At 70.3% G+C, this 23,928-nt stretch carries 27 protein-coding genes; 11 read left to right on the top strand and 16 right to left on the bottom strand.

From position 1 onward, the window contains the following. Positions 1-2 precede the first annotated feature (2 nt). From OHT76_RS11050 to OHT76_RS11060, 3 genes are all read left to right on the top strand, one after another. Entirely contained in the window at positions 3-605 is a 603-nt protein-coding gene (locus tag OHT76_RS11050) for an ATP-binding protein (RefSeq protein WP_328870596.1), read from the top strand. Then, positions 602-1,030, top strand: a complete 429-nt coding sequence (locus OHT76_RS11055; protein WP_328870597.1) for a hypothetical protein — start codon at positions 602-604, stop codon at positions 1,028-1,030. The genes OHT76_RS11050 and OHT76_RS11055 overlap by 4 nt, the downstream gene beginning before the upstream one ends. A 200-nt stretch (positions 1,031-1,230) precedes the next feature. Continuing rightward, the gene (locus OHT76_RS11060; RefSeq protein ID WP_328876504.1) at positions 1,231-3,093 is read left to right on the top strand and encodes an ABC transporter ATP-binding protein; all 1,863 of its coding nucleotides are present in this window, start codon (positions 1,231-1,233) and stop codon (positions 3,091-3,093) included. A gap of 18 nt (positions 3,094-3,111) precedes the next feature. On the opposite strand, the gene OHT76_RS11065 is transcribed toward OHT76_RS11060, so the two are convergent. The 4 genes from OHT76_RS11065 to OHT76_RS11080 all read right to left on the bottom strand — a co-directional run bounded on the left by OHT76_RS11065 (position 3,112) and on the right by OHT76_RS11080 (position 6,755). Beyond that, entirely contained in the window at positions 3,112-3,294 is a 183-nt protein-coding gene (locus tag OHT76_RS11065) for a hypothetical protein (RefSeq protein ID WP_328870598.1), read from the bottom strand. Positions 3,295-3,438: 144 nt separating this feature from the next. Continuing rightward, entirely contained in the window at positions 3,439-4,128 is a 690-nt protein-coding gene (locus OHT76_RS11070; protein WP_328870599.1) for a DUF899 domain-containing protein, read from the bottom strand. Positions 4,129-4,207: 79 nt separating this feature from the next. Further along, positions 4,208-5,401, bottom strand: a complete 1,194-nt coding sequence (locus tag OHT76_RS11075; protein ID WP_328870600.1) for a cytochrome P450 family protein — start codon at positions 5,399-5,401, stop codon at positions 4,208-4,210. Positions 5,402-5,411: 10 nt separating this feature from the next. Beyond that, entirely contained in the window at positions 5,412-6,755 is a 1,344-nt protein-coding gene (locus OHT76_RS11080) for an amidohydrolase (RefSeq protein ID WP_328870601.1), read from the bottom strand. Between the two features lie 127 nt (positions 6,756-6,882). Between OHT76_RS11080 and OHT76_RS11085 the strand changes: the two genes are divergently transcribed. Then, positions 6,883-7,821, top strand: a complete 939-nt coding sequence (locus tag OHT76_RS11085) for an endonuclease/exonuclease/phosphatase family protein (RefSeq protein WP_328870602.1) — start codon at positions 6,883-6,885, stop codon at positions 7,819-7,821. Here OHT76_RS11085 and OHT76_RS11090 read toward each other — a convergent pair. From OHT76_RS11090 to OHT76_RS11100, 3 genes are all read right to left on the bottom strand, one after another. Next, entirely contained in the window at positions 7,814-9,682 is a 1,869-nt protein-coding gene (locus OHT76_RS11090; RefSeq protein WP_328870603.1) for an FUSC family protein, read from the bottom strand. The genes OHT76_RS11085 and OHT76_RS11090 overlap by 8 nt on opposite strands. A gap of 146 nt (positions 9,683-9,828) precedes the next feature. Next, on the bottom strand, positions 9,829-10,599 hold the full coding sequence (locus OHT76_RS11095; RefSeq protein ID WP_328870604.1) for a nucleotidyltransferase domain-containing protein: 771 nt from the start codon (positions 10,597-10,599) through the stop codon (positions 9,829-9,831). 5 nt (positions 10,600-10,604) lie between these two features. After that, entirely contained in the window at positions 10,605-10,982 is a 378-nt protein-coding gene (locus OHT76_RS11100; RefSeq protein ID WP_328870605.1) for a hypothetical protein, read from the bottom strand. 140 nt (positions 10,983-11,122) lie between these two features. On the opposite strand from OHT76_RS11100, the gene OHT76_RS11105 reads away from it, so the two are divergent. Together OHT76_RS11105 and OHT76_RS11110 are read left to right on the top strand one after the other, a co-directional pair. Continuing rightward, the gene (locus OHT76_RS11105; protein ID WP_328876505.1) at positions 11,123-11,533 is read left to right on the top strand and encodes a RidA family protein; all 411 of its coding nucleotides are present in this window, start codon (positions 11,123-11,125) and stop codon (positions 11,531-11,533) included. Further along, positions 11,530-11,973 carry a GNAT family N-acetyltransferase gene (locus OHT76_RS11110; RefSeq protein ID WP_328870606.1) on the top strand — a complete coding sequence of 148 codons (444 nt, stop codon included), beginning with the start codon at positions 11,530-11,532 and terminating at the stop codon, positions 11,971-11,973. Before OHT76_RS11105 ends, OHT76_RS11110 begins: the two co-directional genes overlap by 4 nt. Here the strand turns inward: OHT76_RS11110 and OHT76_RS11115 are convergent, their stop codons facing one another. Both OHT76_RS11115 and OHT76_RS11120 read right to left on the bottom strand, forming a co-directional pair. After that, positions 11,974-12,684 (bottom strand): aspartate/glutamate racemase family protein, encoded by a 711-nt coding sequence (locus tag OHT76_RS11115; RefSeq protein ID WP_328870607.1) that lies wholly within the window; start codon positions 12,682-12,684, stop codon positions 11,974-11,976. A gap of 4 nt (positions 12,685-12,688) precedes the next feature. Further along, a complete protein-coding gene (locus OHT76_RS11120; protein ID WP_328870608.1) occupies positions 12,689-14,140 on the bottom strand; it encodes an NCS1 family nucleobase:cation symporter-1 in 1,452 nt (483 codons plus the stop codon). A gap of 149 nt (positions 14,141-14,289) precedes the next feature. Between OHT76_RS11120 and OHT76_RS11125 the strand changes: the two genes are divergently transcribed. After that, the gene (locus tag OHT76_RS11125; RefSeq protein ID WP_328870609.1) at positions 14,290-14,955 is read left to right on the top strand and encodes a GntR family transcriptional regulator; all 666 of its coding nucleotides are present in this window, start codon (positions 14,290-14,292) and stop codon (positions 14,953-14,955) included. On the opposite strand, the gene OHT76_RS11130 is transcribed toward OHT76_RS11125, so the two are convergent. Next, positions 14,898-15,620, bottom strand: a complete 723-nt coding sequence (locus OHT76_RS11130; RefSeq protein WP_328870610.1) for a uracil-DNA glycosylase — start codon at positions 15,618-15,620, stop codon at positions 14,898-14,900. The genes OHT76_RS11125 and OHT76_RS11130 overlap by 58 nt on opposite strands. Positions 15,621-15,686: 66 nt before the next feature. On the opposite strand from OHT76_RS11130, the gene OHT76_RS11135 reads away from it, so the two are divergent. Next, a complete protein-coding gene (locus tag OHT76_RS11135; protein WP_328870611.1) occupies positions 15,687-16,175 on the top strand; it encodes an RNA-binding S4 domain-containing protein in 489 nt (162 codons plus the stop codon). Positions 16,176-16,259: 84 nt separating this feature from the next. Here OHT76_RS11135 and OHT76_RS11140 read toward each other — a convergent pair whose 3' ends face one another. After that, complete coding sequence (locus OHT76_RS11140) at positions 16,260-16,694, bottom strand: DoxX family protein (protein WP_328870612.1); 435 nt, start codon at positions 16,692-16,694, stop codon at positions 16,260-16,262. Between the two features lie 66 nt (positions 16,695-16,760). Continuing rightward, the gene (locus tag OHT76_RS11145; protein WP_328870613.1) at positions 16,761-17,672 is read right to left on the bottom strand and encodes an acyltransferase domain-containing protein; all 912 of its coding nucleotides are present in this window, start codon (positions 17,670-17,672) and stop codon (positions 16,761-16,763) included. Between the two features lie 67 nt (positions 17,673-17,739). Here OHT76_RS11145 and OHT76_RS11150 point away from each other — a divergent pair, with 67 nt between their 5' ends. Then, on the top strand, positions 17,740-18,000 hold the full coding sequence (locus tag OHT76_RS11150) for a DUF6343 family protein (protein ID WP_328870614.1): 261 nt from the start codon (positions 17,740-17,742) through the stop codon (positions 17,998-18,000). Between the two features lie 3 nt (positions 18,001-18,003). Here OHT76_RS11150 and OHT76_RS11155 read toward each other — a convergent pair whose 3' ends face one another. The 3 genes from OHT76_RS11155 to OHT76_RS11165 are packed head-to-tail and all read right to left on the bottom strand — an operon-like array spanning position 18,004 to position 20,002. After that, a complete protein-coding gene (locus OHT76_RS11155; protein WP_328870615.1) occupies positions 18,004-18,384 on the bottom strand; it encodes a tetratricopeptide repeat protein in 381 nt (126 codons plus the stop codon). A gap of 50 nt (positions 18,385-18,434) precedes the next feature. Beyond that, positions 18,435-19,043 (bottom strand): dephospho-CoA kinase, encoded by a 609-nt coding sequence (gene coaE / locus OHT76_RS11160; RefSeq protein WP_328870616.1) that lies wholly within the window; start codon positions 19,041-19,043, stop codon positions 18,435-18,437. A 20-nt stretch (positions 19,044-19,063) separates the two neighbouring features. Next, positions 19,064-20,002 carry a PAC2 family protein gene (locus OHT76_RS11165; protein WP_328870617.1) on the bottom strand — a complete coding sequence of 313 codons (939 nt, stop codon included), beginning with the start codon at positions 20,000-20,002 and terminating at the stop codon, positions 19,064-19,066. A gap of 175 nt (positions 20,003-20,177) precedes the next feature. On the opposite strand from OHT76_RS11165, the gene OHT76_RS11170 reads away from it, so the two are divergent. Next, entirely contained in the window at positions 20,178-21,143 is a 966-nt protein-coding gene (locus tag OHT76_RS11170; RefSeq protein ID WP_328870618.1) for a right-handed parallel beta-helix repeat-containing protein, read from the top strand. A gap of 72 nt (positions 21,144-21,215) precedes the next feature. Here OHT76_RS11170 and rpsA read toward each other — a convergent pair whose 3' ends face one another. Beyond that, positions 21,216-22,721 (bottom strand): 30S ribosomal protein S1, encoded by a 1,506-nt coding sequence (rpsA, locus tag OHT76_RS11175; RefSeq protein ID WP_328870619.1) that lies wholly within the window; start codon positions 22,719-22,721, stop codon positions 21,216-21,218. A gap of 228 nt (positions 22,722-22,949) precedes the next feature. On the opposite strand from rpsA, the gene OHT76_RS11180 reads away from it, so the two are divergent. Continuing rightward, positions 22,950-23,927: a class I SAM-dependent methyltransferase gene (locus tag OHT76_RS11180; protein WP_328870620.1), complete on the top strand. Its 978-nt coding sequence runs from the start codon at positions 22,950-22,952 to the stop codon at positions 23,925-23,927. Position 23,928: the final 1 nt, after the last annotated feature.

The raw sequence follows: 23,928 nt of genomic DNA on the forward strand, positions 1-23,928 counted from the left end.
TAGTGGCAAGCGTGATTCCGTCCGCGCCCTTAGGAACAGACGCCGCCGCAGGCCTGCTCGGCCTCGGTGCCGCCACGGCGGTAGGCCCTCAGCGGGGTCCCGCCGAGCGCCGGTTCCGCTTCGAGCTGGCCGCACATCCGGGTTCCCCCGCACAGGCCAGACGGCTGACGAGGGCCCGACTGACCGGCTGGTCGGTCTGCGAGGACACCTGCGACACGGCGGCCCTGGTGGTCTCCGAACTCGTCACCAACGCCATCGTGCACACGGCGAGCAGGCACATCGTCTGCGAGCTGCACGACGGCGACGACCTGGTGCGCATAGCCGTGCGCGACCAAGGGTGCGCACCGGGTGAGCCCCACCCCGCCGCGCAGCGCGCCGACGAGGAGCATGGGAGGGGATTGCTCCTGGTCGACGCCCTCTGTCACTCCTGGGGCGCCCATGAGCACGGGCCCGGACTGCTGGTCTGGGCGGAACTGCCGCGCAAGGCGGACACGCCTCGCGAGGACACCGGGCCGCGCAACGACCTGGGCTGGGGGGCACGGCCGAAGCCCGGTGGCCCGGCCGGGGGCTCCGACGGCGACGACGAAGACGGGGGCCCTGCGTGAGCGTTACGTCCGCCGGCGGTCAGATATTGAGCCTGGACACACTGGTCCGAATTCGCCGCGGGTTCGCTCCGCGGGTTGAGCCGTCGAAGTTGGCGGTGCCGGAGGGTATGACTGCGCCGCTGGGGTTTGATGCGGTGGCTGTACCTGCTCGTCTTGGGGCGCTGATTCTGCCTCGGTTGCCTCAGGTGGGGTGTGTGTACGCCGATGACGCGTACTGGTGGTGGATCGTTCCGGCTGACTCCGATTACGCGCTGGAGTGGCCCGAGCCTTGTCGGTATGCGACGGGTGCGGTGGTGCCGGAAGAGGTTCGGCTGATTCATCGGCCGGAGGGGGCGGTGCCTTATACGCCGCCGATTCCGTTGTATTTGGCGTTGTGTCGGCTTACGGGGGCTACGCCGCCCTGGTCTCGGCAGGTCAGTGCGTAGCGCTCCGCGGGCTGCGCCGTAGATCATCTGCGGGCCGGTGGGGCCTCGCGCCCCTTTGGGGGCGCCCCTGTACCCCATGTTTGCGCCCTGGCCCGGAGCCTTCCCGGCCGCCATAGTGACCCTCGGCGATCGGGGGAGGCTACGTGGGTGAGGTGTCCGAGTCCGAGCGACTGCTCTTCGGTGGGCCCCTGCGGTACGACATGGGCTGGAGTCAGCACCGTGACGCGTTCCTGGAGTTGAACTTCCGGTCCATGGTGACGCGGCTGCCGGGGCTGTTGGCCTCCAGTTTCCGGCTTGCCTGGCAGGCCGATCGGGGCGCCGCGCGGACCGTGCTCGCGGCCGAGGTCGGCCGGGGGTTGTCACAGGCCGTCGGCCTGCTCGCCGTGAACAGCGTGCTGGGGCGGCTGATCGGCGACGGGGCGATCGAGGACCGGCTGCGGGATGCCGTACCGGCGCTGGTGACCATGGCCGCCGTGATGCTGATCGGCGCACTGCTGCGGGCCGCGTCGACGTATGCCACCGGGCGGCTGGAGCCGAAGGTGGAGCGCGTAGCCACCGAGCTCTATCTGGAGCGGGCCGCCGCCGTGGAGCTGGCCGCGATCGAGGACCACGCCTTTCACAAGCTGCTGGACACCGCGCAGTACGGCGCCTCCTCGGCCCGGCGCATGATCTCCTACAGCGCCCGTGTGGTGAACGCGATGATCTCGCTGATCGCGGCCGCCGGTGTACTGACCGTGCTGCACCCCGCCCTGCTCCCGCTGCTGGCCACGATGACGCTGCCCAGCGCCTGGAGCGCCCTGACGAACGCCCGGCGCCGCTACGAGTCGTTCCACACCTGGGTGCAGCACGCCCGCGCCGGCCAGCTGATCAGCGGGCTGCTCACCGAACCGGCCGCCGCCCCGGAGATCCGGGTGCACGGCGTCGGCCCGTTCCTGCTGCGCCACTTCCGGGCCATGTCGGAGACCGCGGAGGCGGAACAGGCGCGGCTGGCCCGGCTCGCGGCCCGTACCGGACTGATCGCGGCGGCCTTCACGGGCCTCGCCACGGTGGCGACGTACGCGACGCTCGGCTGGCTGCTGCTGGCCGGCGCGATGGCGCTGTCCGTGGCGGGCACCGCGGTGATCGCCATCCGGACCGGCTCGGCCAGCCTGGACAGTCTGGTGCTGGAGATCAACCAGTTGCACGAGGAGGCCCTGTTCGTGGGCGATCTGCAACGGCTGTACGTCGAGGCGGCCGAGCGGGCGATCCCGGTCGGCGGTGAGCCGCTGCCGGAGGACCCGCGGGAGATCCGGTTCGAGAACGTCACCTTCAACTACCCGGGTGAGTCCACCCGCCCGGCCCTGGACGATGTCACGCTCACCCTGCCGCTGGGCCGGATCGTGGCGCTGGTCGGCGAGAACGGCTCGGGCAAGACCACCCTGGTGAAGCTGCTCGCGGGCCTGTACACCCCGGACCGGGGCCGGATCCTGTGGGACGACGTCGACGCGGCCGGAGCCGACCGGCACCAACTCGCCGAGCGCATCGCGATGGTGGCCCAGGACTTCAAGCGGTGGCCGTTCACCGCGCGGGTCAATGTCGCCGTAGGACGGTCGGCGGCGCCGCTGACCGAGGAGCGTCTTGCGGACGCGGTGGCCGCGGCCGGGGCCGAGGAGGTGGTGGCCGATCTGCCGCGCGGTCTGGACACGCTGCTGGCCCGGCAGTTCAACGGCGGACATGAGCTGTCCGGCGGGCAGTGGCAGCGGCTGGGGATCGCCCGGGCCGCCTATCGGCGCGGCCGGATTCTGATCGTGGACGAGCCGACGGCTGCCCTGGACGCCCGGGCCGAGCTGGAGGTCTTCGACAAGATCCGCGCCCTGGCCTCGGCCGGGCAGACGGTCGTGCTGATCACCCACCGGCTGGCGTCCGTACGCCATGCCGATCTGGTGCATGTCCTCGACCAGGGCCGGCTGGTGGAGTCCGGCACACCCGACGAGCTGCTGGCCGACGGCGGTCTCTACGCGGAGCTGTACGCGCTCCAGGCGGAGCAGTTCACGCTGCGGGTGCCCGCCCCGAAGGCGGGCTGACCTCAGGACCTCAGCACCTCATGCGGCCGCGTCGACGACCACGTCACTGCGCACGATCACCAGAAAGGTGTCCGTCGCCAGATCCATCACTACCTCGGCGTCCAGGCCCTCCCGACGCCGCGCCTGCGCGAACTCCTCCGCCGGCCACGAACCTCGCGGACCGCCGGCAGGAAAGCGCTCGAGCACCGTTCGCCTGTTCACCCTGCACCTCCATCTAGCGCTGTACTCGAAGAGTTAAACGCCAACGGGCGGGTGAACGCCTCTCTAAGTGACGGGACTGAGACATAGTTGACACTTGTCCACGGCAAAATGTGAGCCGCATCTCACCTGCTGTTACGTTCCGCTTCAGTCCTCGTACTCGTCGTGACACCGGACGCGTTCACTGCCCGCGGGCGCCCCCAGCTCCGACGCGCGTCCCTTCGGCTCCTCCCACTCCTCCTGTCGGCCCAGCGCGGTCAGATCCAGAAAGCTGCTGGTCGAACCGAGGCCGTCGAGTCCGCGCTCGTATGTCGAGTAGGTGTGGAACACCCGGTCGCGGTCCCTGAGGAAGCAGCTCACGCCGGGCCGCTCGACGAGTTCCCCCTCGTGCTCCCGGGTCACCTCGAAGTCGCGGTTGAAGTCATTGCCGTACGACGAGAACCAGGGCACCGTCCAGCCCATCCGTGCCTTGAACGGCAGGATCCTGGTGTACGGCGCCCTGGAGACGGCCACGAACGAGGTGTCGCGGGCCCGCAGATGGGCGAGATGGCCGACCTGGTCCAGGAAGGCCGAGCAGCTGCGGCAGCCGGCCTCCCACTCGGGCGCGAACATGAAGTGGTAGACGACGAGTTGGTGCCGTCCCTCGAAGAGGTCGAGCAGGGTGGCCTTGCCGTCGCCGCCCTCGAAGACGTACTCCGTGTCGATCTCGACCATGGGCAGCCGGCGCCGCTCGGCGTTGAGCGCGTCACGCGCGCGCGTGGCCGCCTTCTCCCTGCGCAGTAACTCCTCACGCGCCGCGCGCCATTCGGCACGCGAGACGATCTCCGGAAGCGACATGGGGCCCCTCCTGTGCGACGGTCCGTTCTGGGTGGTGACCGACGGGAGGGGCGGAACTCATCGCTGGGTCACAAGATTTTTATCGCTGCGTCACAAGATTTTTTCCGTACGTCACCTCAAGGGCAACGAGCCCCCGGGCACGCAGGGAGGGACGCCACCGTACGTCGGTCTCGGCGAGCGCGAGTCGAGGGAACCGTTCGAGGAGCGCGGCCAGGGCGATCTCGGTCTCGGCGCGGGCCAGCGGGGCGCCGAGGCAGTAGTGGATGCCGTGTCCCAGGGCGAGATGGCCGGAGGCGTCGCGGCCGAGGTCGAGGCGGTCGGGGTCCGGGAAGCGGGCGGGGTCGCGGTTGGCGGCGGCCAGGGAGAGCAGCACGGTCTCACCGGCGGGGACGGTGACGCCCCCGAGGGTGACGTCCTCCGTCGCGAACCGCCGGATGGCGAGCAGGGCGGGACCTTCGTAACGGACGAACTCCTCGACGGCGGAGGGGATGCGGGAGGGGTCCTCGCGGAGTGCGGCGAGCTGCTCGGGGTGGCGCAGGAGTCCGAGTACCGCGTTGCCGATGAGCTGCACGGTGTTCTCGTAGCCGGCGAAGAGGATGAGGAAGGCGAGCGACATCAGCTCGTCCTCGGTGAGCCGGTCGCCCTCGTCGCGCACCGCGATCAGGTCGGAGAGCAGATCGTCGGCGGGCTGTTTGCGCTTGTCCGCGAGGAGCCCGGTGAAGAAGGCGAGCATCGCCGCCACCGCTTCCTTCGCGGCGTGCGGGCGGGCCGGGTCCGGGGCGACGAGAGTGTCGGTCCAGGTCCTGAAGTCACGCCGCTGTCCGTCCGGGACGCCGAGGAGGTCGCAGATGACGGTGATGGGGAGCGGGGCGGCGTAGGAGGCGATGAGGTCGGTGGTGCCGTGCTCACCCAGGGCGTCCAGGAGCCGGTCGGCCGTCTGCCTGATGGGTGCCCGGAGTTGCTCGACTCGGCGTGCGGTGAAGGCTCGGACGACCAGTCGGCGGATGCGGGTGTGGTCCGGCGGGTCCATGTTGAGGAGGTTGGCGTCGAGGGCCGGCGGCAGCGCGAAACCCCGGTAATTCCCAGGCGCCGCATGCCTCTTGTCCAGCGACAGACGAGGATCGGCGAGCGCCGCGCGGACGTCCTCGTACCGGGTGACGATCCAGGCGGGGTTCCCGTCGGTCCCCGCGATCCGGTGCGCCGGCGCGCTTTCGCGCAGGCGCCGGTATACGTCGTAGGGCTGCTCGATGAGGCCGTCGGCGAGGTCGGTCATGGAGATCAGCCTATGTGTCGTAATCCTGGATCCGCTTGCCGTGACTCCGGTCGAGGAGGCCGGGCAGGCGTTCCGTCAACTCCCCTACCACGGCGGCGATATCGAGGGTGAGCAGCTCGCGATTGCGCATCAGGATGCGGCCGTCGACGATCGTGGTGCGTACGTCGGAGGAGCGGGCGCTGTGGACGAGGGTCGCGGCGAGGTCGTGGACGGGTTGGGTGTGCGGGCCTGTGAGGTCGACGAGGATGATGTCGGCCCGTCGTCCGGGGGCGATACTGCCGATGCGGTCACCGAGCCCTACGGCCCCCGCACTTTGGAGTGTTGCGTGGTGCAGGGCTTGACGGGACGTCAGCCAGCGGGGATCGCCCGTCGTCGACTTCTGGATGAGCGCGGTGAGGGCCATCGACTCCCAGACGTCCAGGGAGTTGTTGGAGGCGGCGCCGTCCGTGGCGAGTCCGACGGGGATGCCGATCTCGCGCAGGGCGCGCACCGGTGTGGTGGTGGGCCAGCCGAACTTGAGGTAGCCGCGGGGGGCGGTGGCGACGGCCGTACGACCGGAGGCGTTCTGCAGCACCGGCAGATCGCGGTCGAGGATCCCGGTGCCATGGGCGATGAGGACGTCGGTGTCGAGGATCCCGGTGCGCTGGAGGACGCCAATGGGCGTGACGCCGTGCCGGGCGAGGCTCGCCTCGGTCTGGTCGCGGTTCTCGGAGGCGTGGAGGTGGACGGGGAGGCCGTGCTCGCGGGCGAGTTCGGCGGTGACGGTGAGGTCGGCGTCGGTGACCGTGTAGGGGGCGTGGGGTGCGAGGGCGGTGGTGATACGGCCGCCGCGGCGGCTGAGCGCGAACTCCAGTGACCGCTCCCGGCCTTGGGGACCCTGGGAGGAGAAGAAGGCCTCGCCGAGATGAGCCCGCATCCCGCACTCGTCGACGACAGCGGCGACCGCCTCCATGGAGAAGTAGTGATCGGCGAAGCAGGTGACCCCCGCGCGGATCATCTCGGCGCAGGCGAGCCGCGCCCCCAACTCCACATCCTTCTCCGTGAGGTTGGACTCGATGGGCCAGACGACGTCGTTGAACCACTCCTCGGTGGGCAGATCCTCGGCGACCCCGCGCAGCGCGACCATCGGCGCATGCGTATGGCAGTTGACGAGCCCGGGCAGGGCGACCTGGCCACGGGCGTCGAGGCGCTCCACGGCAGGCCGGTCCACCACCTCGGCGGCACCCTTGACGGCCTCGACCGCGCCGTCCCGTACGACGATCGCGGCGTCCTCCCGGAACCCGATCCGCTCTTGATCGTCGTGCACGAGGACGGTGCATCCGGTGATGATGAGGTCGGCGACGGTCGGCGTCATACGGCCAACGTACGACGGCGTACCGGCGTCGTGTGAGCCGAACCGCGCATGTCGTCGTCGCCCTGTCGCGGCCCCGGTCGAACGAGCACTCTGGCCTCACCACAACGGCTTCCGGAAAGGGCCCGGCATGCTCCTCGGCACCTGGAACCTGGAGAACCTCTTTCTGCCCGGCGGCCCGTCGGGCCCCAAGGACAAGGCCGCCTACGAGACCAAACTGGCCGCCCTGGCCGCCGTGATCACGGAGCTCCACCCGACGCTGCTCGGCGTCCAGGAGGTCGGCGATCCGGCGGCACTGCGGGACCTGGTCGAGATGGTGGGCGGCGACTGGCACACGGCGCTCTCGTCCCATCCCGACGGCCGGGAGATACGGGTCGGGTTCATCAGCAGGGTGCCGCTGCGGGTGCTGGCCGACACGACGGCGTTCCCGCCGAAGCTGCGGGCGGTCCAGGTGGACGACACGGGCGGGGAGACGCGGGAGGCGGGCCGGGGCTTCCTGGCGGTGGAGGCGGGGTCCTTGCGCGTAGCGGTCTGCCATCTGAAGTCGAAGCTGCTGACCTATCCCGGGGACCGTTTCCAGCCGCGGGACGAGGGCGAGCGGGCCCGTTTCGGGGCGTACGCGCTCTACCGGCGGGCGGCGGAGGCGACGGCGCTGCGCGCACTCGCGGACGAGCTGCTGGCGGGCGAGGGCCAGGAGCGGGACGTGGCGGTCCTCGGCGACCTGAACGACGAGGTCCAGGCGGCCACGACCCAGATCCTGCTGGGCCCGCCCGGCTCGGAGATCGGCACCCCGGGCTTCGAGAACCCGGACAAGGGTGACGCGGCGCGTCTGTGGAACATCGCGCCCCTGATCCCCGCCGAGCAGCGCTTCTCCCGCATCAATTCCGGCCGACGCGAGCTGATCGACCACGTGCTGCTGAGCCACCGCCTGGTCCACCGCGTGACGGAGGCCGGCACGGGCCTGCCCGGCGTGGACGCCCCGCACCTGCCGTCGATCGGCGCGGATCCGGCGGAACGCCGCGGGGAGCCGGGGTCGGATCACGCACCGGTGTGGGTGCGGGTCAGCTAGCGCGTCGCAGTACGGCGAGCTCATCCAGCGCCCCGGCGAGCTGCTGGGCGTACCGGGGTGTGAGCCGGCCCGAGTCGTCGAGGTGGACGGCGCAGGCGGTGGTGGTGTCGACGAGCCGTTCGAGTGCACCGGCCACCTTTTCCGTGCCCTCCGAGTGCCGGGCGAGCGGCGGGAGTTCGGCGGCGGCGAGGGCGATGGCGGCACGGGCTTCGGCGAGCGTGCGGTAGGCCTCTCGGCGGAGGGTCCAGCGGGTGGAGCGGGTGTCGGAGCCGCGACTGTCGGAGCCACGGCTCTCGGTCTCGCGGCTGTCGGTCTCGCGCAGCACATGCGCGAGATACGCCCGCGCCGCACTCTCCGCAGCCCCCAGCCGTGCCCGCACTCCCCCACCCCGCTGCCCGGGCATCGGCAGATGTCCTACGACGAGCACGATCGCGCAGGCCAGCAGCGTCTCCCCGATCCGTCCGGCGGAGGCCTGCGGCTCACCGCCCACCATGACCAGCGCCAGGACGAGGAGCGTGACGACGGCGGTCTGCGCGGCGAAGTGCCGCGTGGCGACGGGAATGAGCGCACCGCAGACGGCGACCAGCACGATGAGCCCCTCCGGCCGGGGCAGCACCGCGGCGAACCCGGCGAAGAGCAGGGCCCCGAGCACGGTCCCGGCGGCCCGGCACAGCACCCTGGACACCAGCGGCCCGAGATCGGGCTTGACGAGGAAGACGGCGGTGGCGGGCAGCCAGTACCAGTGCGTGTGCTGCCCGTACCAGTGGGAGTGGTACAAGGCCTGCGCCACGGCGGAGCTGGCGCCGAAGCAGAGGGCGACCCGAAGCCCGTACTCCCGCCCTCCGGCACCGAAGACGGTCCGGAGCAGCGACGAGACGGACCGCTGCCGGGTGTGCAGATCGTCCCCGCCCTCGGTCCGGTCGAAGGCCTCGGCGGCATGCAGCAGGGCGTCGTCCAGGGCACGCAGAGCGGGCGCGCTCCGAGACGGCGCGGGCAGCGGCCCGGTGGGCGTGTTGGCGCGTACGGCGGAGGCGAGCCGCCGCGGCCCTTGCGCGGCCCGCTCCGGTACGGCCTCCCCCACCCAGGCGAGCGCGGTGGCCGCCTCGGCGAGGGGAAGCGCGGCGGCGTACTGCGCATGCAGCCGCCGCTCGGCGGACGAGGAGGCAAACCGCCGCAGCCGGGGCCCGGCGAGGGCGTCCTGAGCATGATCGAGCGCGGCGGTGAGGGCGACCCGCCGAGCGCCGGCACCGTCGGTCCCCGCGGCGTCGAGCAGGCCGGCGATGGCGTCATAGACAGCCGCGACGGCGTCCCGCTCCCCGTCGAACCGGAAGTCACCGACGAAGGACCCGGGACTCGGCAGCACGAGCCGCAGCACCAACAGCCACCCGGCCCCACCCAGAAAGGCGAGCGCCCGCTGCCACCCCGCCTCCGGCAAGGGCATCCCGGCGCCGATCGCAGAAGCGACGAGCAACTGAGTACCGGCACCGGAGGCGACGGGCCCGACGGCACTGACACTCCCGGCGAACAGCCCGACGAGAGTGAGCAGCAGAGTAATCCCGACGGCCCCCAGGCCCTCCCCACCGTAGGTCCCGACCAACAACCCCCCGGCCCCCGCAACCGCAGGCACCCCCATTCGCCGGACGGCCGCCCGCCGACTGCCGGGCCGGTCATTGATCCCGGCGAGCATGGCGGCGATGGCGGCCACCACCCCGACGGAAGCGTGACCGGCAAGAACGGCACCAAGCAGGAGAACGCCCGCCGACAGCCCACCCCGCACCACGGCACTCCACGGAACGGGCCCTCGCTGAGCGCGAAGAGCATGAGCAAGCCAGGGCGGCAGTACGAACGCGGGGCGCGACACGGGGCTCCTGTCGGAACGAGGGCGGGGTATGCCTTCGGGCGACGGTGGCCGGGCTTCGGGGTGGGTTCGACCGTAGATCGCGAACTTGGAGATTGCGGAACGGGCGTATTACCCCCGCGTGACAATGCTTGGTAACGCCACGTTCTTTATGAACGCAATGATGTCGCGGCCTCCATCGCCCGCTCGAACAGCCGCCCCGCTTCGGCAGCCACCCGGCTCAACGGCTCACGCCCCGCTGCCAAGACCCCGATGACGTCGTCGACGCCCCGCAGCCCCGCGCGCTCCAACAGCCGCTTCTCGTTGGTCACCCACTCCCCGCGCGCCGCCAGCACCGCGTGTCCGGTCTGCGCGGCGGCGGTGGCGACGGCACCCGCGAGCTCGGTACGACGGCCCGCCCCGACATGGTTGGCCTCGGCGTAGGCGAGCGTGGCCCGGGCGGTGCCGTACCAGCGCTCGCTCGCCGTGGGCCGGAGCTTTTCCGGGTACTCGCTCGGCTGGGGCAGCTCCCCCCGTAGCACCCGGTTGATCGCCAGTTCCGCGACCACCAAGTAACTCGGGATCCCGGCCAGATGGAACAGCAGTGGCTCCACCCGGAAGCGCCCCTGTTCCGCCTCCGCGAGTTCATGTTCGACTACGTCGAGATCGCGGTAGTGGACGTCCACTCGGTGGCCGTCGATCGTCAGCCAGGCGCCTCCGTTGAAGACGCCGCCGCCCCAGTCGCCGATCTCGGAGACCTCCCCGTCCCAGCCCACCGCGCGCAGGTCGGCCGGGGCGAAGGGGCCTCGGTAGTAGATCGCCAAGTCCCAGTCGCTGTCCGGTCGTTCCGTGCCCTGAGCGCGGGAGCCGCCGAGGGCTACCGCGTGCACCGTGGGGAGGGCGGCCAGGCGGTCAGCCGTCGATTCGAGAAAGTCGGGCATGTCGCTCAGGCCTCCCAGAGGTCGCGGTGGCGGTGCCGGGTCGGTGGGTGGTCCAGGGTTTCGGCCGCTGTGGCAAGGGGGGCGGCTGCCCGTAGGTGCTTGAGGGCCGTTGTACGGAAGGACCGGAGCGCCGCTCTCGCCATCGACTCGTACTGGCTCGTCCAGCGGTTGCCCAGGCCCCGGGGGTATGTGTACGCGGCGAAGCTCGGTGTCACCGGCTTCGGTCGGGGGCGACGGCCCTCGCGCGCGGCCTTCGACAACTCCTCGTGCGAATAACGGAGTTCAGCGAGAAAGTGGGCCGTGCAGGGGCCCGCCGTGCCGTGCGGCCAGTAGGGCGGGCCGGTGCGGTGGCGGTTCGGGACGTGGTGGACGGTGCGTGACATGGCTGGGATACAGGCTTGCGGGACAAGGCACACGTGTCGAATGGTTATCCGTCGGAACGGAAAATCGGATGCGGTGCCGGTTCCCGCCCCCGAAGATCGGTGGGTTGTCCGCCGTTCGCCGTATCGCCCCGGGAGCCGCCGTGATCAAGCGCGTCACCAACCCCGCCCTCTTCCCTCCCCCGACCTACTCCCACGCCTCCGTCGTCGAGGCCGGTACCAGGCTCGCCTTCCTCGCCGGTTCCGTACCGCTCGACGCCGAGGGGAAGATCGTCGGCGAGGGGGATCCCGTACGGCAGGCCCAGCAGGTGATCGCCAATCTCGAAGAGCAACTGAAAGCCGTCGGGAGCGACTTGGCGCACGTACTGTCCACCGACGTGTACGTCGTCAGCAGCGAGACCTCCGTACTGTCCTCCGTATGGGAGGTCGTCGAGGCGTCCGGCCTCAGCACCGGGCCGCACTCCTCCACCCTCATCGGCGTCGCCTGCCTCGGCTATACCGGGCAGCTGGTGGAGATCACGGCCACGGCGGTCGTACCGGAGGAAGCCCGGTGATCACCCTGCGCAGAGCCACTGCCCACGACGCCCGCGCCGTCGCCGACGTCTGGCTGCGCTCCTTCAACGCCGCGCTGCCGACCGTCGTACGACCGCGCTCGGACGACGAAGTCCGCGACTACTTCCGCGAGTTCGTCGTCCCCCGCCAGGACACGTGGGTGGCTGACGCCGACGGCGCACTCGTCGGCGTCATGGTTCTCCACGGCGAGCTGCTCTCCCAGCTCTACCTCGAACCCGACTGGCGCGGCCGCGGCCTCGGCGACCGGTTCGTCCAACTCGCCAAGGAGCGCAGCCCGCAGGGGCTGAACCTGTGGACCTTCCAGATCAACAAGCCCGCCCACCGCTTCTACGAACGCCACGGCTTCGTCGCCGTCGAGTACACCGACGGCAGCGACAACGAGGAGCGCGAGCCGGACGTCCGGTATGTGTGGAAGCCATAGCTACGACCGCCCCCACTCCCTCCTCTTCCGCAGCGGCCTCCCGTACGCCCCCACCCTGCTCGTCCTCAACCCCAACCCCACCAGCGACTCCGCCAGCCGCACCCCCGCCCCCACCCCGTCCACCACCGGCACCCCCAGCTTCTCCCCCACCGCCCGCTGCAGCCCCGTCATCCCCGCACACCCCAGCACCAGCACCTCGGCCCCCGCCTCCCGCACCCGCTCGGCCGCCGCGAGAAACGCCGCCTCCGTGCGCTCTGCGTCCCCCAACTCCAGGACCCCCAGCCCGGTCCCGACCACGCCCACACAGTTCCGCCCCACGCCCGCCAGCTCCAGGCTGTCCTCGATCTGGCCGCACGACCGCTCCAGCGTGGTGACCACCCCGTACCGCCGCCCCAGCAGACACGCCAGATGCGCCGCCGCCTCGGTGATGTCCACGACGGGGACGTCGACCAACTCCCGCACGCCTTCCCGCCCGTGCTCACCGAACCCGGCCATGACCACGGCGTCGTAAGGGCCCTCGTACGTCCGCAGCGCGTCCAGGACCGCCGCCGCCGACAGGTAGCTGTCCAGCCAGCCCTCCGCCGACTCCGGTCCCCAGGACGGGGTCAGTCCGGTCACGGTGGTGCCCGGGCCTGCGGCGGCCCGGGCACCTCGTACGATCTCCTCGGTCATCTCCTGCGTGGTGTTGCAGTTGGTGACGACGATCCGCACCCGCTCAGCCCTCCACCCGCGCCCGCTCATCGCGGCACAGCACCAGATACAGTCCCGCCGCCAGCGCCGTACCGATGAACCACGAGTACGGCGCCACATCGCTGAACGTCTTCACCAGCGCCAGCACCGCCGCGACCCCCGCGGCCGGCAGGAACGCCCACAGCGCCTTGGGGTTGACGCCCTTGCGGTAGTAGTAGCGGGAGCCGGGCTCGGCGGAGAACAGCGCGTCCACGTCCACGCGGCCACGCTTGACCAGGTAGTAGTCGACCATGATCACGCCGAACAGCGGGCCCAGGAAGGCGCCGAGGCCGCCCAGGAAGTAGTTCACGACCGTCGGGTTCGAGAAGAGGTTCCAGGGGGTCACGAGCAGCGCCGCGACCGTGCTGATCAGGCCGCCGACCTTGAAGGTGATCTTCTGGGGCCAGACGTTGGCCAGGTCGTACGCCGGTGAGACGAAGTTGGCGACGATGTTGACGCCCATCGTGGCAATGGCGAAGGTCAGGGCCGCCAGCACCAGCACCCAGGTGTTGCCCACCTTCGCCACCAGCTCCGCCGGATCCGTGATCGCCTCGCCGAACACCTCCAGCGAACCGGCCGTCACGATCACCGAAACCACCACGAACGCCGTGGAGTTGATGGGCAGGCCCCAGAAATTGCCGCGCCGGACGGTGCGGTAGTCCGGTGAGAAGCGGGAGAAGTCGCAGAAGTTGAGCATCAGCGTGCCGTACGTGGCGAGGATCAGGCCGATCGCGCCGAACCACTGCCGCCACTGCTCGCCGACGGAGACCGGGTGCGGGGTGGTGGTGAGGGAGATGGTCCAGCCGGCCTTCCACAACACCCATACCGCCAGCGCGATCATCACCAGCCAGATCGCGGGACCGCAGAAGTCCTGGAACTTCCGTACGGACTCCATCCCCTGACTGATGATCAGCGCCTGGATCAGCCAGAGGGAGACGAAGGAGACCCAGCCGAGCGCGTCCAGGCCGAGGAAGGAGCTGTGGGTCCAGGACTCCAGGCCCGGCCAGGCGGCGAGCAGCATGACGTTGACCGCGACCGACGCGAGGTAGGTCTGGATGCCGTACCACATGATGGCGATCACGGCCCTGATCAGCGCCGGGATGTTGGCGCCCCAGACGCCGAAGCTGATCCGGCTGACGACGGGGAAGGGCACGCCGTGGCGCTGGCCGATCTTCCCCATCCAGTTCATGCCGACGTAGATGAGCACGAAGCCGACGAGCAGGGACGTGAAGACCTGCCATACATTCATGCCGAGGACCAACAGGCCTGCGGCGAAGGTGTAGTTGCCCAGGTTGTGGACGTCCGACATCCACAGGGCGAAGAGGTCGAAGACCTTCCAGTTGCGCTTGCCCGCGGGGGCGAGGTCTTCGTTGGTGAGCCGGGGATCGGGGACGAACGCTGCTGTGCCGGTGGCTTCGGCACGGTCGGCGAGGGACACGGGGCCTCCAGGAAGGGGGACGGAGGACTGCTTTGCAAGCGTGTTTGGTATACCAAACTGCTGACATGGTCCCTCCGTCAACCGTTCCGACAGATATCCCTGCTGTTAACGCTCCGTAAAAGACCCCCGGAGTCGGCGAAGATGGGCCCATGACGAAGATCGAACCCCTCGGCGCGGTACGCGAACGCGTCCTTGCCACGCTGCGGCAGGAGATCATCGCGGGTCGGCTACGGCCCGGCGACCGGCTGGTGGAGCGCGAGCTTGCCGAGCGGTTCGGGGTGTCCAGGGTGCCGGTCCGGGAGGCGATCCGGGCCCTGGTCGCCGAGGGCTTCGTCCTCTTCGAGTCCGCGCGCCGCACGGTCGTACGCCGGCTGACCCCGACCGACGTCAAGGAACTCTTCGAGCTGCGCGAGGCGTTGGAGGTGTACGCGGCGGGCCTGGCCGCGGACCGGGCCACCCCGGAGGCCCTGGCCGAGTTGCGGAAGCTGCTGGAGAGCGCTGCCGCCGCCACCGAGGCCGGGGACGCCGAGACGATCACCGACGTCAACACCCGTTTCCACGACCGCATCCTCGCCCTGGCCGGCAACAGCCTGCTGATCTCGATCATGGAACCGGTCGACGGCCGCCTGCGCTGGCTCACCCGGCGCAACGAGGAATGGCCGCAACTCCTCACCGAACACCGCGAGTTGTACGAGGCCATCGCCTCCGGCGACCCGGACCGCGCCCGGGCGCACGCGCTGAGCCACGTTCGGGCCAACTACGAGTCGACGGTCCGGCATCTGTTCGGCGAGGACACCGAGAGCCCCGCCTCCTGAGCCGCCGTCCGCAGCACCTCCCGCAGCATCGCGGGCGTGAGCCGGCCGGTGAAGGTGTTGCGCTGGCTGACGTGGAAGCAGCCGAAGAGGCCGAGGCCGTCGAGCGGCACCCGCACCCCGTGCCCGAAGACCGGCCTCGGCCGGGGCACCGTCCAGCCCGCCTCCGCCAGCGCGGGCAGCGTCGCCTGCCAGCCGAACGCGCCGAGCACCACGACCGACCGCAGCGTCGGCCGCAGCAGCCGCAGCTCCTGCAGCAGCCAGGGCCGACAGGTGTCGCGCTCCTCGGGCGTGGGCTTGTTGGCGGGCGGGGCGCAGTGCACGGGTGAGGTCACGCGGACGCCGTACAGCTCCAGTCCGTCGTCGGCCGCGACCGCTGTGGGCTGCGACGCGAGGCCCACGTCGTACAGCGCCTGGTACAGCACGTCCCCGGAGCGGTCGCCGGTGAACATCCGCCCGGTGCGATTTCCGCCGTGCGCGGCCGGGGCGAGCCCGACGATCAGCAGCCGGGCTTCCGACGGGCCGAATCCCGGTACCGGGCGCCCCCAGTACGTCTGGCCGGCGAAGGCCGCCCGCTTGGTCCGGGCCACCTCCTCCCGCCAGGCCACCAGCCGAGGACAGGCCCGGCAGCCCGCGATCCGCCGGTCCAGTGCGACGAGGGCGTCCATGCCTCCACCGTAAGCCCGCCGAAAAGGCCAGGTCGGCCGTCCGGCTCAGCGACTAAGGTCGAAGACATGGCTTCCGAAGGTGACGAGGACAAGGCTAGCGGCCCCGCTGAGGAGACCGCCGCGGCCGCAGCCGAGGCCGCCGCCGTGGCCGCCGGGCCGCAGTCCGGTGAGAGCGTGCGCGTCGACAGCTGGATCTGGGCGGTGCGGCTGATCAAGACGCGTTCGGCGGGCGCCGCCGCCTGCAAGGGCGGCCATGTGCGGGTGAACGGCGAGCGGGTCAAGCCCGCTCACTCGGTGCGCGTCGGCGACGAGGTGCGGCTGCGGCACGAGGGCCGGGAGCGGATCGTCGTGGTCAAGCGTCTGATCCGCAAGCGGGTCGGCGCCCCGGTCGCGGTCCAGTGCTACGTCGACAACTCCCCGCCGCCACCGCCCCGCGAGGCCGTCGCCCCGGCCGGGATCCGCGACCGCGGCGCCGGCCGCCCCACCAAGCGGGACCGCCGCGAGCTGGAACGTCTGCGCGCGCTGGAGCAGGGCAGCAGCCCCAAGGTGCGCTGACGGGGACGGACGTACGGCAGCGGCCGCGTCCGAGCCGGGCCCGGGGCCCGTCGGACGCAGCCGTCACCGTACGTACGCGGCGCGTCACACCCGCCGCACCAGCCGGAGCAGCTCCGCGTTGTGGCCGCGCCGCGCCCAGGCGATGAGGGCGAGCGGAATGATCAGGATGAGCGGCGTGGCCGCGTTCTCCCCGTCGAAGGCGGTGAGCGTGACGACGAACGCGCCGACCATCAGCCCGCTCAGCGCGATCCCCGCCACCGACTGCAGCACCGGGATCAACAGGGCGACGGCTCCGGCGAGTTCGAGGGCGCCGATGGTGTACATGCCCGCGCTGCCCCAGCCCAGCTCGTCGAAGGCCTCGACGGCCGTGGAGTGTGCGATCAGCTTCGGCAGGGCGCTCGCGAAGGCGAAGAACAGCGCGAGCAGGATCTGCAGCCCGCGCAGGGCGATCCGGGCGCGGCGCCCACGGGCGGTCGCGGACTCGGCAATGACGGGGACGGGAGCGGTGGTCTCGGACATCGGGGTCTCCTGTGTACGGCGGTCGGTGTCGCTGTCACAGAGATAGACCGCGGGATGCTCCGAAACTCATCGGCCCCCGGCGGAAGTTGGGCCCTCAATCGGGAACCAGCCGTGCCCGATGTACCAGTGACCGCCCGCCCGCAGATGGTCCCCCACCGCCCGCTCCACCGCCGTCCGCCGCGGCAGCCCCTCGACCGGCAGATCGGGGTCGCCGAACACGAACTGCACCGGCTCGGTATCGGCCTCCTCGGAGTCGTCACCGCTGATCCGGAACCGCTCCTGGAAGCGCACGATGTTGGAATCGGCCGGCAGATACCGCTTGAGCTGCGCATCGAGCAACCAGGAGTGGCACATCGCGGCCGAGTACGGCTCCTCGGGAAAGTGCCGGGCGAAGAACTCCCGGGCCAGCGCCAGGGAGCGGTCGCAGGCGGCCGGGGTCAACGGCCCGTGGAAGTCGGGGATGTGAAGGTTGAGACAGGGCGTGTCCGGCTCCAGACCGTCCGCGGCGAACATCTGCCCGGTACGCGTCCGCTCGAACTGGAGCCGCCCCAGCTGGTACAGCTCCCCACGGAAGTGATGGGTGAGCCATCTCGGGGCCTGCACGCCCGCCCGGCCGTACCGGCGGCGGTGGACGGCCATGTTCCGGCCCAGGTCGGCGAGGGTGCGCCGGGTCACCTCGGCGGGGATTCCGCGTTCGCGGTGGTACGCACGCGTGCAGGGCAGCGCCGCGACGAAGACGTACGCGGGGAAGCAGCGCTGCAAAGGCCCGGCGGGCCAGTCCAGCTCGGGCAGTTCGACCCGCGCGCCGATCGTCCCCATGTCCCGGACCAGCTCCTCGACCGACGCCTCCAGAAACCGTCTGAGCTCGGGATCGTCGGTGACCCTTCGGCGCATCCGGACCAGGACGCCGATGTCCTCGTGGGGTACGGCGAGATCGATCAGCGTCTCGGGCAGCTCGTCGGCATCCGGCAGCGGCACGACACACACCCCCTCTTTGTGAACGGCCCTTCGAAGAGTACGTTCCGAAGGAGGAGTAGTGATCCGGATGCGTACGGGCAGTGAACCCACGACCGCGCGCAGTGCGCTGCGCACGCGGTTCTGGCTGAGTGTGTGGGGGCTGGTCTGGGCGGTCTTCGGTACGGCCGCCTTCGCGCTGGCGGACCGTACCGGCTGGGCCGTGGCCTGCGGGGTCCTGGCGCTGGTCGTCGCCGTGGACATGTTCTTCATCGTCCGGCACATCCGCCAGGGCCCGCACTACCAGCCGGGCCGGGACGTCCCGCCGTACAACCCGCCGGGCAGCCGCTGACGCTCAGGACTCGAACCGCGCCGCCTTGATGTACTGCGGGTTGGGGTCCAGCGCCGCCGCCAGCCGGAAGTGGCGCTTGGCCTGGTCGTGCCGGGCCTGCCGCTCGTAGGTGCGGGCGAGCGCGAAGTGCGCGAACGCGTTGTCCGGCTCACGCTCCAGGACGATGGTGAACTCCAGCTCGGCGGGCCGCAGTTGCGCGGCCGCGAAGAAGGCACGCGCGCGCAGCAGCCGTGCGGCGGTGTTCTCGGGGTGCGCGGCGATGACACCGTCGAGCAGTTTCACCGCGCCCCGCGGATCCCGCGCGGCGAGCAGATGCTCGGCGGCACGGAAATCGATGACATGCGTCTCCGGAGTACGTCCGGTCGATCCGCTGGTCTCGGGCACGGCAGAGTCCTTCCCTCACTGAAGGGCTTCAACGCCCCGCCGAGGGCTCGCTATTCCTGAGGCGCGTGGGCCCTGTGCTTCAGCTCGTCCCATACGTCCCGCACCCGTTGCTGGAGCTCTTCCAGTGGTACGTCGTTGTCGATGACGATGTCGGCGATCTCCCGGCGCTTCTCCCGCGTCGCCTGGGCGGCCATCCGGGCGCGGGCGTCCTCCTCGGTCATCCCGCGCAGCCTCACCAGCCGGTCGAGCTGGGTTTCCGGACTGGCGTCGACGACGACCACGAGGTCGTACAGCGGCGCCAGACCGTTCTCCGTCAGCAGCGGCACATCGTGGACCACGACGGCGTCCTCGGCGGCGGCCTGCTCCAACTCGCGGGAGCGGGCGCCGACCAGGGGGTGCACGATCGAGTTCAGTACGGCGAGCTTGTCGGGGTCGGCGAAGACGATGGAGCCCAGCTTGGGGCGGTCCAGGCTCCCGTCCTCGGCCAACACGTCCTCGCCGAAGGCCTCGACGATCGCGGCGAGCCCGGGTGTCCCCGGTGCCACGACCTCCCGCGCGATGCGATCCGCGTCGATCAGCACGGCACCGCAGGCCACGAGCAGCCGTGACACCTCGCTCTTGCCGGCACCGATGCCGCCGGTCAGGCCAACTTTCAACATGCGGCCAAGCTTAGAACCTGTCAGTTGTCGCCTTCGCGCTCGGCCAGAAACCGCTCGAACTCGCGCCCGATCTCGTCCGCCGAGGGGATTTCCACGGGCTCGGCGAGCATGTTGCCCCGGGTCTCGGCCCCCGCCGCCGCGTCGTACTGGTGCTCAAGTCCCTGGACCAGCGCCACCAGTTCCTCGTCGCCCTCCTGGATCTGGCGGTCGATCTCGGTCTGGGTGCGGTGGGCGTCCGTGCGCAGGGCGTGCGCGATGCCCGGGAGGACCAGGCCGGTCGCGGCCGTGATGGACTCCAGGACGGTCAGGGCGGCGTCCGGGTACGGGGAACGCGCGATGTAGTGCGGCACGTGCGCGGCGACGCCGAGGACCTCGTGGCCGGCCTCCATCAGGCGGTACTCCAGCAGCGACTCGGCGCTGCCCGGCACCTGCGCCTCCTCGAAGGGGCTGCGGTGGCCCGGGACGAGGTCGGTGCGGTTGCCGTGCGGGGTGAGGCCGACGGGGCGGGTGTGCGGGACGCCCATGGGGATCCCGTGGAAGTTCACGGACAGCCGGACTCCGAGCCGCTCCACGATCTGCTGCACGGCGGCGGCGAAGCGCTCCCACTCCACGTCCGGCTCGGGACCGGACAGCAGCAGGAAGGGCGCTCCGGTGGCGTCCTGGACGAGTCGTACCTCGATGGCCGGGACCTCGTAGTCGGCCCAGCGGTCGCGCTTGAACGTCAGCAACGGGCGGCGGGCGCGGTAGTCCACGAGCCGGTCGTGGTCGAACCGGGCCACGAGTTGGTGGGGCAGCGAGTCGAGCAGCCGGTCGACGATCTGGTCGCCGGTCTCGCCCGCGTCGATGTATCCGTCGAAGTGGTAGAGCATGACAAGGCCCGCCGATTCCTGTGCCAGCGCCATGTCGACGACAGCCAGGCCCTTCGGCTCCCATGCGTACAAACCCTGCGGATCAAGCACAGTGACCGCTCCTCCTCGTGTTCACCCTGCACAACGCCCCACGGGACAAGGGCATTCCCGCCAGCTCCCGACCCCTTGACGCACCCTCAGCTGGTCCGTACCTTCTCGAACCATCTGGTGTTCACACACCTGCCCACTGTTCATGTACGTGAACCGTACGACAGGAAGGCACCCCATGCGCACGCTCACCCCCCTGCTGGCCGCGACCACCGCCACGGGCGGCCTGCTCCTGGCCGCCGCGGTCACTCCCCCGGCCGCCGCCACGACCGCCGCGGTCATCGAGGTCTCCACCGCCGCCCAGTTGAAGACGGCGCTCAGCACGGCGCAGGCCGGCGACACGATCCGCCTCGCCGACGGCACGTACACCGGCAACTTCAAGACGACGGTCGCGGCCACGTCCGGCGCCCGCATCACGCTCGCCGGCTCATCGAGGGCGATCCTCAAGGCGGGCGGCGGCTACGGTCTCCACCTCAACGGCGCGTCCTACTGGACGGTCAGCGGGCTGACCGTGTCCGGCGGCCAGAAGGGCATCATGATCGACTCGGCGAGGAGCGTCGTGGTGGACGGTGTCACGGTCCACGACCTCGACATGGAGGGCGTCCACTTCCGCAACTCCAGCACGGACGGCGTGATCAAGAACTCGAGGATCCACGACACCGGCAACGACGGCCGGGGCATGGGCGAGGGCGTGTACGTGGGGACCGCGAACACGCTGTCCGACAAGAGCGACCGCGTCCAGATCATCGGCAACACCATCGGCCCCGATGTCGGCGGCGAGAACATCGACATCAAGGAAGGCACCACGGGCGCGCAGATCATCGGCAACACCTTCGACGGCAGCGGCCTGACCGGCGCCAACTACGACGACTCCTGGGTCGACGTAAAGGGCAACAACGTCCTCGTCCAGAACAACACCGGCAAGAACACCACGAACGACGGCTACCAGGTCCGCACCCAGCAGTCCGGCTGGGGCTGCGGAACGGTGTTCCGGGACAACCAATCGACTCTGACGGGCGCAACCGGCTCGACCCAGCTGGCCATCAACGTCACGAACTACAGCGGAAGCTGCAAGACGACGGTGTACAGCAGCAACACGCGAACGGGCGGCAGGGCCCTGACGAACATCACCGTCACGCCCTAGGCATGACCAAGGGGCCGTACCCCGAAAGGTACGGCCCCTCAAATCACTTGCTAGCCAGCTCCAGAGCTGAGGTCAGCTCTGGCCGCCCGCGAGCTTCTCGCGCAGCGCGGCAAGCGCCTCGTCCGAGGCAAGCGCGCCGGAGTTGTCCGGGCCCTCGGAGGAGTACGAACCACCGCCGCCACCGGCCGCGGCCGGAGCCGCACCCGCAGCGTCGCCACCCTCGGCGGCAGCGGCAGCGTCGGCCTCGCGGCTCTTGATGACCTGCTGCTGGTGCTGCTCGAAGCGGGTCTGCGCCTCGGCGTACTGGCGCTCCCACTCCTCACGCTGCTTCTCGTAGCCCTCGAGCCAGTCGTTGGTCTCGGGGTCGAAGCCCTCGGGGTAGATGTAGTTGCCCTGGTCGTCGTACGAGGCAGCCATGCCGTACAGAGTCGGGTCGAACTCGACCGACGCCGGGTCGGCACCGAAGGACTCGTTGGCCTGCTTCAGGGACAGCGAGATCCGGCGACGCTCGAGGTCGATGTCGATGACCTTGACGAAGATCTCGTCGTTGACCTGGACGACCTGCTCCGGGATCTCCACGTGGCGCTCGGCCAGCTCGGAGATGTGGACCAGACCCTCGATGCCCTCGTCCACGCGGACGAACGCACCGAACGGAACCAGCTTCGTGACCTTGCCGGGCACGACCTGGCCGATCTGGTGGGTGCGGGCGAACTGCTGCCACGGGTCTTCCTGGGTCGCCTTCAGCGACAGGGAGACACGCTCGCGGTCCATGTCGACGTCGAGAACCTCGACGGTGACTTCCTGGCCGACCTCGACAACCTCGGACGGGTGGTCGATGTGCTTCCAGGAGAGCTCGGAGACGTGGACCAGACCGTCGACGCCACCCAGGTCCACGAAGGCACCGAAGTTGACGATCGAGGAGACGACGCCGGAACGGACCTGACCCTTCTGGAGGGTCGTGAGGAAGGTCTGGCGGACCTCGGACTGGGTCTGCTCCAGCCAGGCACGGCGGGACAGGACCACGTTGTTGCGGTTCTTGTCCAGCTCGATGATCTTCGCCTCGAGCTCCTTGCCCACGTAGGGCTGGAGGTCGCGGACGCGACGCATCTCGACGAGAGAGGCCGGCAGGAAGCCACGGAGGCCGATGTCGAGGATGAGACCACCCTTGACGACCTCGATGACGGTACCGGTGACGATCCCGTCCTCTTCCTTGATCTTCTCGATCGTGCCCCAGGCACGCTCGTACTGAGCGCGCTTCTTGGACAGGATGAGGCGACCTTCCTTGTCCTCCTTCTGGAGGACCAGGGCCTCGATCTCATCGCCCACGGCGACGACCTCATTGGGGTCGACGTCGTGCTTGATGGAGAGCTCGCGGCTCGGGATAACGCCTTCGGTCTTGTAACCGATGTCGAGCAGGACCTCGTCCCGGTCGACCTTCACGATGACGCCGTCGACGATGTCGCCGTCGTTGAAGTACTTGATCGTCTCGTCGATCGCGGCGAGGAAGGCTTCCTCGTTACCGATGTCGTTGACCGCTACCTGCGGGGTGGTTGCGGTGGTCTCGGTGCTGCTCGTCATGTGGGAAAGGGCTCCGGTGCGGACATTGAAGTCGTAGGTACTGCTACGCCGGGAGCCCGTATCGCTCTGAAGAAGCCGGACAGCCAAGGAAGCGCCCCACCAGGAAACTGGTGATGGCGCCTCGAAAACCGAGGGGACATACAACAGATGCGAGCGCAGCCTGCTACGTCTGAGGTGCGCAGGCCCGCAGCGCAACTTGTAGCATACGGGGGCAGCCGGGCAGGGTCAATGCGCGAAGGCGCACACCCGGGGCGGATCGCCGCATACCCGGCACAAAACCTGTCTCCCGAGGCCACGCAGGGCCCACGACGCCCCTTTCGTGACACCGCCGGGGACGGGTTTGGACGGAAGAGTACGACGAGGGAGCCGATCATCCAAGAGCCTGTATCCAACGAGGCCGCGTCCGGGTCGGAAGCCGAGCCGGAGGCCACTCGGCGTGCCGCCGACGTCGCGGAGAGTTCCCGGGCCAACCGGGGCTGGTGGGACCGCAACGCGGACGAGTACCAGGTCGAGCACGGCACCTTCCTCGGCGACGACCGCTTCGTCTGGGGCCCCGAGGGCCTGGACGAGGTGGAGGCGGAGCTGCTCGGCCCACCGGAGGAACTGAAGGGCAAGGACGTCCTGGAGATCGGGGCCGGCGCGGCCCAGTGCTCGCGCTGGCTGGCCGCGCAGGGCGCCCGCCCGGTCGCCCTGGACCTCTCCCACCGCCAGCTCCAGCACGCGCTGCGGATCGGCGGCTCCTTCCCCCTGGTCTGCGCCGACGCGGGCGCCCTCCCCTTCGCCGACGCCACCTTCGACCTGGCCTGCTCGGCGTACGGGGCGCTGCCCTTCGTCGCCGACCCGGTACTGGTGCTGCGTGAGGTGCGCCGGGTGCTGCGCCCGGGCGGCCGTTTCGTCTTCTCCGTCACCCACCCCATCCGCTGGGCGTTCCCCGACGAGCCCGGCCCCGAGGGCCTCTCGATCTCCGCCTCCTACTTCGACCGCACGCCGTACGTCGAGCAGGACGAGGAGGGCCGCGCGGTGTACGTCGAGCACCACCGCACGATCGGCGACCGCGTCCGGGACATCGTGGCGGCGGACCTGCGCCTGGTCGACCTGGTGGAGCCGGAGTGGCCGGCCTGGAACACCGCGGAGTGGGGCGGCTGGTCCCCGCTGCGCGGAAACCTGATCCCGGGCACGGCGATCTTCGTCTGCGTACGAGACTGAG

It is taken from the genome of Streptomyces sp. NBC_00287 (assembly GCF_036173105.1).
Classification (GTDB): domain Bacteria; phylum Actinomycetota; class Actinomycetes; order Streptomycetales; family Streptomycetaceae; genus Streptomyces.

What these genes read in the sequence shown, in the direction of transcription:
- OHT76_RS11080 (WP_328870601.1), bottom strand. Translation starts at nt 6,755, where the DNA reads ATGACGCCGACCGTCGCCGACCTCATCATCACCGGATGCACCGTCCTC.
- OHT76_RS11170 (WP_328870618.1), top strand. Translation starts at nt 20,178, where the DNA reads ATGCGCACGCTCACCCCCCTGCTGGCCGCGACCACCGCCACGGGCGGC.
- OHT76_RS11075 (WP_328870600.1), bottom strand. Translation starts at nt 5,401, where the DNA reads ATGACCGACCTCGCCGACGGCCTCATCGAGCAGCCCTACGACGTATAC.
- OHT76_RS11085 (WP_328870602.1), top strand. Translation starts at nt 6,883, where the DNA reads ATGCTCCTCGGCACCTGGAACCTGGAGAACCTCTTTCTGCCCGGCGGC.
- OHT76_RS11150 (WP_328870614.1), top strand. Translation starts at nt 17,740, where the DNA reads ATGCGTACGGGCAGTGAACCCACGACCGCGCGCAGTGCGCTGCGCACG.
- OHT76_RS11140 (WP_328870612.1), bottom strand. Translation starts at nt 16,694, where the DNA reads ATGTCCGAGACCACCGCTCCCGTCCCCGTCATTGCCGAGTCCGCGACC.
- OHT76_RS11070 (WP_328870599.1), bottom strand. Translation starts at nt 4,128, where the DNA reads ATGTCGCTTCCGGAGATCGTCTCGCGTGCCGAATGGCGCGCGGCGCGT.
- OHT76_RS11100 (WP_328870605.1), bottom strand. Translation starts at nt 10,982, where the DNA reads ATGTCACGCACCGTCCACCACGTCCCGAACCGCCACCGCACCGGCCCG.
- coaE (WP_328870616.1), bottom strand. Translation starts at nt 19,043, where the DNA reads ATGTTGAAAGTTGGCCTGACCGGCGGCATCGGTGCCGGCAAGAGCGAG.
- OHT76_RS11125 (WP_328870609.1), top strand. Translation starts at nt 14,290, where the DNA reads ATGACGAAGATCGAACCCCTCGGCGCGGTACGCGAACGCGTCCTTGCC.
- OHT76_RS11060 (WP_328876504.1), top strand. Translation starts at nt 1,231, where the DNA reads ATGGGCTGGAGTCAGCACCGTGACGCGTTCCTGGAGTTGAACTTCCGG.
- rpsA (WP_328870619.1), bottom strand. Translation starts at nt 22,721, where the DNA reads ATGACGAGCAGCACCGAGACCACCGCAACCACCCCGCAGGTAGCGGTC.
- OHT76_RS11135 (WP_328870611.1), top strand. Translation starts at nt 15,687, where the DNA reads ATGGCTTCCGAAGGTGACGAGGACAAGGCTAGCGGCCCCGCTGAGGAG.
- OHT76_RS11095 (WP_328870604.1), bottom strand. Translation starts at nt 10,599, where the DNA reads ATGCCCGACTTTCTCGAATCGACGGCTGACCGCCTGGCCGCCCTCCCC.
- OHT76_RS11180 (WP_328870620.1), top strand. Translation starts at nt 22,950, where the DNA reads ATGCGCGAAGGCGCACACCCGGGGCGGATCGCCGCATACCCGGCACAA.
- OHT76_RS11130 (WP_328870610.1), bottom strand. Translation starts at nt 15,620, where the DNA reads ATGGACGCCCTCGTCGCACTGGACCGGCGGATCGCGGGCTGCCGGGCC.